The 6,361-nt window shown below is 50.4% G+C and carries 6 protein-coding genes and 1 pseudogene; 2 read left to right on the plus strand and 5 right to left on the minus strand.

Features of this window, described 5'->3' with window-relative positions; genetic code table 11:
• Both G470_RS0110850 and G470_RS13470 read left to right on the plus strand, forming a co-directional pair.
• Positions 1-260: integrase core domain-containing protein (locus G470_RS0110850; RefSeq protein ID WP_028274821.1), on the plus strand; the 260-nt coding region annotated here is incomplete at its 5' end.
• A gap of 99 nt (positions 261-359) precedes the next feature.
• A complete protein-coding gene (locus tag G470_RS13470) occupies positions 360-914 on the plus strand; it encodes a class I SAM-dependent methyltransferase (RefSeq protein WP_084172185.1) in 555 nt (184 codons plus the stop codon).
• Positions 915-1,027: 113 nt separating this feature from the next.
• Here G470_RS13470 and G470_RS13475 read toward each other — a convergent pair.
• The 5 genes and pseudogenes from G470_RS13475 to G470_RS0110880 all read right to left on the minus strand — a co-directional run.
• Positions 1,028-2,925 (minus strand): annotated as a pseudogene (locus G470_RS13475) (heavy metal translocating P-type ATPase).
• Positions 2,926-3,064: 139 nt separating this feature from the next.
• The gene (locus G470_RS0110865) at positions 3,065-3,358 is read right to left on the minus strand and encodes a hypothetical protein (protein WP_028274822.1); all 294 of its coding nucleotides are present in this window, start codon (positions 3,356-3,358) and stop codon (positions 3,065-3,067) included.
• A 13-nt stretch (positions 3,359-3,371) separates the two neighbouring features.
• A complete protein-coding gene (locus G470_RS0110870) occupies positions 3,372-3,605 on the minus strand; it encodes a heavy-metal-associated domain-containing protein (RefSeq protein ID WP_028274823.1) in 234 nt (77 codons plus the stop codon).
• Positions 3,606-3,739: 134 nt separating this feature from the next.
• Complete coding sequence (locus tag G470_RS0110875; protein WP_035445611.1) at positions 3,740-5,902, minus strand: heavy metal translocating P-type ATPase; 2,163 nt, start codon at positions 5,900-5,902, stop codon at positions 3,740-3,742.
• Positions 5,903-6,088: 186 nt separating this feature from the next.
• A partial coding sequence (locus tag G470_RS0110880; RefSeq protein WP_028274825.1) for a transposase occupies positions 6,089-6,361 on the minus strand: 273 nt, incomplete at its 5' end.

A 6,361-nucleotide genomic window follows, 5' to 3' on the forward strand; every position in this document is an offset into this window, starting at 1 on the left:
CCATCGGCGCCGCAGGCAGCATGAGCCGGAAAGGCAACCCGTATGACAATGCCTGTATGGAGTCCTTCTTTGCGACGCTCAAAAAAGAGTTGGTATACCGCCGACGGTTCCAAACGAAAGCCGAAGCCATCCGGACAGTGAATTGGTACATCTCGGTTTTCTATAATACGAAGCGCCGGCACTCCAAGATTGATTATCTTTCCCCGGATGAGTTTGAACGCCTGCATGAACCGCTGCTTCAGGCAGTCCAATCTGTGTGACCGGCCAGCTTTTTGTCTTTCTTGACTGTGCTTTTGCTTTGGCTTTTTCCATTATTTTTATCTGATGTGTGTCCATTTTCTTGACTTAATTCCAATCTTCTGCGGCAAGAAAAATTGTTTCCTCACCAACGCATCTTGGATGTAGGATGCGGGACCGGCACGTTGACGCGGATGCTGAAAGAAGCGCAGCCTGAAGCGATGGTTATCGGATTGGATGCAGACCCGGACATCTTAAAAGTGGCGGACGAAAAAGCCCGAAGAGACCGGCTCGATATTCGGTTCCAGCAAGGTTGGGCGCAAGACCTGCCATTTGAAGAGGCGCAACTGGACGGAGTTTTCTCCACCCTTTTGTTTCATCATCTGCCTTTGAAAGAGAAACAACAGACTTTGAGTGAAATCTACCGCGTTTTGGCACCGGGCGGCTTCATCTCTATTCTGGATTTTGATCGGCCCAGCAACGGGTGGATGCGCCTCGCTTTTTTGTCGGTGCAATTGCTGGATGGATTCGAAACCACTGGAGACCATGCCAAAGGGATTCTTCCGCAACTATTGGCAGAAGCTGGGTGTGATCCGGTTGTGCAAACCGGTCGTTTCAATACAGTTGCCGGCACTCTTCACGCATACCACGCACAAAAACCGGTATTTCATCAATAGAGAAAAAGCAGTTGAGAAAATGCTCAACTGCTTTTTTCGCTGATTTGGTCCTTTCTTCTGAATTCGGTTCAAATCTTCATTTAATAGCGCGGAAATTTGGTCGGATTCGCTTCTTATGCTGCTTTCACCGGTTCCTTTTCTGAAAATAGTTGGGTTCTTCGGCCTTTCAACCGATAACGGAGCAGCCGCATCCCGTTGAAGATGACCACCAGGATGCTGCCTTCATGGACCAGCATGCCGATTGACATGTTCATCCAGTCGCTGAAAAACACACTGGCGAGAAGCACGAGGACAACACCGACTGCGATAAGGATGTTTTGAATCATGTTGCGGGCGGTGGCTTTCGTCAAACCCAAGGCATGAGGCAGCCGACTGAAATCGGAATTCATCAAGACCACATCGGATGTTTCGATGGCGACATCCGTTCCGCTTCCCATGGCGATTCCGATATCCGCCAATGCCAAGGACGGGCTGTCATTGACACCGTCCCCGACAAAGGCGACCGTGTGCCCTCTTTGCTGGAGTTTTTCAATATAAGCCGCTTTGTCTTCCGGCAGCATATGCCCGTGCGCTTCGGTGAGGTTCAGTTCACGCGCAACCCGGTCGACGGTGCCTTGGTTGTCACCGGAGAGGACGACCAAGTGGTTGACGCCCAACTCTTTCAACACTTCCAAGTTTTCCTTTACGCCCGGGCGGATTTGGTCGCGGATGCCCATCAGCACCTGCAGCTCCCCGTCGACCGCTGCCAAGACGAGCGAGTTCCCGTTTTGTTCAAACCGGTGGATGTCTGTCTGCGCTTGCTCGTTCAACGGGATTCCTTCTCTTTCCATCAAGGCGGCATTCCCAACCACGACCCGGTGTCCGTTGACGTTGGCCATAATGCCGCCGCCTTTGACGACTTCTGTTTCTTCGACATTCCAGAAAGTTGTGTCGCCGATTTCTTCCAAGACCGCTTTTGCGAGCGGGTGGTCGGATTCCCGTTCCACACTGGCCAAATAGCCGAGTGCTTCTTCCTTGTCCCCGCCGTAATAAGCTGTTTCGGCGACGGTCGGGTTGCCGGTGGTGAGAGTGCCGGTTTTGTCAAAGACGATGGTGTCGACTTTGCTGAAGTCTTGAATGACCTCGCTGCCTTTCAACAGAACCCCGTGGCGGGCACCGTTTCCGATGCCGGCGACGATGGAGACCGGCACCCCGATGACCAACGCGCCCGGGCAGCCCAAGACGAGGATGGTGATGGCCAGCTCCACGTCGCGGCTTATTAACCACACCACGAAGGACAAGATCAACACGGCCGGCGTATAGTAGGTGGAGAAGCGGTCGATGAAGCGCTCCGCTTCGGACTTGGAGTCTTGGGCTTCTTCGACCAGTTCAATGATTTTCCCAAATGTGGTGTCTTCCCCTACTTTGTCCGCGCGGATTTGAATCATTCCATTTTCTAAAATGGTGCCGGCAAAGACTTCAGAACCGGCTGCTTTGTTGACCGGAACGGATTCTCCGGTGATGCTGGCTTCATTGATGTGGCCTTCCCCGATCAAGACGGTGCCATCAACCGGAACTTTGGCTCCCGTTTTAACAAGGAGAATGTCCCCTTCATCGACGTCGTCCACGTCCATTTCTTCAAATTCTCCGTCCACCAATTGTACCCACGCGCTTTCAGGGGCCATTTCCGTCAGCTCTTTGATGGCGGAACGCGTTTGATTCAAGGTGCGCTGTTCCAAGTAATGACCGAATAAGAATAAAAATGTGACGACGGCAGATTCTTCGTAGTTCTGAATCAGGAATGCTCCGATGACCGCGATGGTGACCAAGACATCGATACTGACGACTTTCACCCTCAACGCCTGCACCGCTTGAATAGCGATCGGCGTCGCCCCATGACGGACGCAAGAATCAACGCTCCCTCCGCCATCCCGGTGTTCCCGAGTGTGAAGTGAGTGAAGAACCCGAACAGGATCAATATCCCGCTGACGACAGTAATCGTCTTTTTCTTGCTTAATAGATACCGCTGCATGATTGTTTCCTCACGCTTACTTTTATTTGTTGCTCTCAGTATAGGTTGAATCCAAAATTAAAAATTGACCTCCATCAAGTTTCGAGAATTTATTGCGTAAAAAATCCCAGAGAAGCGGCCGGCTTTCTGGGATTCGTTGTTATACTTGATACGCTGCGTCCACTTCCGCAAGCATCGTGTAAACGGCGGCGTATGTTTCGCAGACATCGGTTGGAATCGTATAATTGTCGGTGACGTCGCGGAGCCGGGCGAATTCCGCATCCAATTCCGGCTTCGTTGAACCGGCCTGTTGTGTTTTCGCATGGATTTCGGAGAACAGGTCTCGTACCTCAAATGCTTCCGGATGGTTTTTCCCGTGAGCCCGTGTGATGGCAGTGGTATAGAGTTCCAGTTTTTCAAAATGTTCCTGTGCCACTTTGTTGAATTGTGTCATTCATATCCCCCCTTTACGCCGTCTTCACTTTGGTTTTGAGCACCGAATACCCGACGTCTTCGATAGCTTCTTTGATGTCTTCAATATCGAGGACCTCTGCATCGAAATCCGTTCTCACTTTGCTGGAATTGAACATCACTTTGACACTGTCTTTGTCGATGCCGTTCAACCCCTTCACCGCACTCTCGATTTTCTGCATACAGCTCGGGCAAGACAAGGTTTCCAATTGCAAAATCGCTTTATTCATGAGTCATTCTCCTTTATGTGTTTTTCTTTACACCTGCAGTATAAGAGAAACCGCCCATTAAAAAATTGACCGGGATCAAGTTTTCGTATTTAAAACAAAAAAGCCGTTCATCGCTGAACGGCTTTTCTCTTACTTTAATTGTCTAAACGCAAGAACATCGCATTAATGGCCACAATGACCGTGGACAGGGACATCAAAATTGCGCCGACTGCCGGAGTCAGGGAGATGCCGATGGGCGCTAGAATACCGGCGGCCAACGGAATGGCGAAGAAGTTGTAGCCGGCTCCCCAAATCAAGTTCTGCTTCATTTTGCTTGTTGTCTTTTTGGCCAACTCGATGAAAGATTCGATATCGCCAGGATCCGACTGCGTCAATACGACATCCGCCGAGTCGAGGGTGACCTGTGTGCCCGCGCCTACCGCCACACCCACATCTGCCAGAGCGAGAGACGGTGCATCGTTGACCCCGTCTCCAACCATGATGACGGTTTTTCCTTCGTCTTTCAACGCTTCCACCAGCTCGTATTTGTCCTGCGGCGATTGGTTGGCTCGGTAGTCAATCCCCAGCTCCTCCGCCACTCCTTGAGCGGCGGTTTCATTGTCTCCGGTCGCCATAATCGGCTGGATTCCGTTGGATTTCAATACTTGCATCAACTCTCTGCTCGATTCTTTCAATTCGTCTCCCAATGCGACGACACCGATTGCTTGGCCGTTTTCCACCAAGACACTCACCGTTGCACCTTTTGGAATCTCCAAGTCGAGGTCTTTTCCGTACGCTTTTTGGCTGATCAATTCATATTGGTGACCATTCGCGGTTCCTTTCACACCGGATCCGGAAATCACGTCGATGGAATCAAAGCGGACCGGCTCCGTGCCTTGTTTGTGCGCAAAGTCGGTGATGGACTGGGCAATCGGATGGCTGGATCCGCCTTCGATGCCGGCCATCAAAGCTGTGATGTCTTCTTTCGTGTAGTGATCGTCGACAACATCCACCTTCAACACCTTGAACTCGCCGGTGGTCAGTGTTCCTGTTTTGTCCAAAATCATGACGTCTGAGTTGGTCGCCAGCTCCAACGCTTCGCGGTTTTTCACCAGCAAGCCGCGGCCGGCACCCAAACTGGTGCTGCGGGCAATGACGAGGGGAATCGCCAAGCCTAAAGCGTGCGGACACGCAATAACCAGTGTGGTGACGGTAAAGATGACCGCTGTCTGCAAGTCCACCGCAAAGAGCCAAATGATGAAGGCAATCACCGCTGCGGCCACCGCGATATAAAACAACCAGCCGGCGACTTTTTGGGCAATGTTTTCTGCGCGCGACGGTTGGTTTTGCGCCTGCCCGATTAGTGTCTGCACTTGAGAGATGAAGGATTTGTCGCCTGTTTCTGTGACTTCCACGTACAGCATGCCTTCCCCGTTGGTCGACCCGCCGATGACCGTGTCGCCCGCTTCTTTTTCGACCGGCTTGGATTCCCCCGTCAGCAACGCTTCGTTGACGCGGGTTTCTCCTCTTTGGATGACACCGTCTGCCGGAATAATTTCTCCGGCCTGCACGCGTACCACATCGCCCACTTTCAATTGGGAAACAGGGCGGGTTTCGATTTTATCGTTTTCCACGACGACGTGCGCATCTTTCGGCAGCAGTTCGGCCAGTGATTTCTGTGCATCCCCTGCTTCACCCACTGCTTTCATTTCAATCCAATGCCCCAAGAGCATGATCAAAATCAATGATGCAAATTCGAAGAAAAAGTCCATAGGATGGGCATCCGTGACATAGCGCGCCGCAACCGCGTATATACTGTACAAATAGGAAACGGTAATCCCTAATGTGATGAGCGCCATCATCCCGGGTTCTTTCTGCTTAAATTCATCCAGCGCTCCTTGGTAAAACGGTTTTCCGCCGTAGAAAAACAAGACGGTCGCCAAAACTGCCGCCACGATGTCTGAATACGGGAACGAGAATTGGAACGGCAAATCGATTCCCATCAGCGGCGACAGCAGTAAGATAACCAAACCAATTGGCAGAGACTTCAAAAAGATTTCTTTAAAGTTTCCGTGATGATGGTGGTGTCCGTGCCCCATGTGATCATGGTGGTCCTGATCCCCATGGTCATGATGCGCATGGGCATCGTGAATCCCTTCTTCCACCTGTTCCTCGTGGTATGCATGGTGGACATGGCGTTTGTGCTCTTCATGGTCCTTATGGCCGTGAGAGTGTTCGCTGTGGTCAGGGCTGTGTGCAGAATGAACGTGTGCATCGTGCTCGTGGCCTTCGTGATTATGGTGATGCGTGTGTTTCATCGTAGCTCCCCCTATTCGTTTACGCTTGTAATCTCAACTTCATTGTACGTCTCCCTTTTCTGAGTGTCAAGAAAGAGGGTTTTCGTGGGAAGTTTACTCTAAACAAAAAAGAGGCTGGGACAAAAGGTCCTGGATTCTAAAATAAAAGAGAACTTACATTTTCTGTCAAAGAATTTGTAAGTTCTCTTATTTTATTACATTATTTTTTGCATATTTCTTCAGATTGTTGGCCATCAAGACCAACCCGATGTCTGTTTTTACCTTCGATTTACCCCTTAGGTTAAATCGAGTGAACCCTAAATTAGCCTTTATCTGGCCAAAGACTGGCTCAACATCAATCTTTCGTTTGGCAAAGATTGTTGAACCTTCTTTAGATAAAAGCTTTTCTGCTTCTGTATTTTTCAAAATTTGATACTTCTCATTATAGTAAAGCGCCTTTTGCGGCGCATTCTCTGGATC

Origin of the sequence: Atopococcus tabaci DSM 17538 (genome assembly GCF_000429585.1) — a bacterium.
Classification (GTDB): Bacteria; Bacillota; Bacilli; order Lactobacillales; family Carnobacteriaceae_A; genus Atopococcus; species Atopococcus tabaci.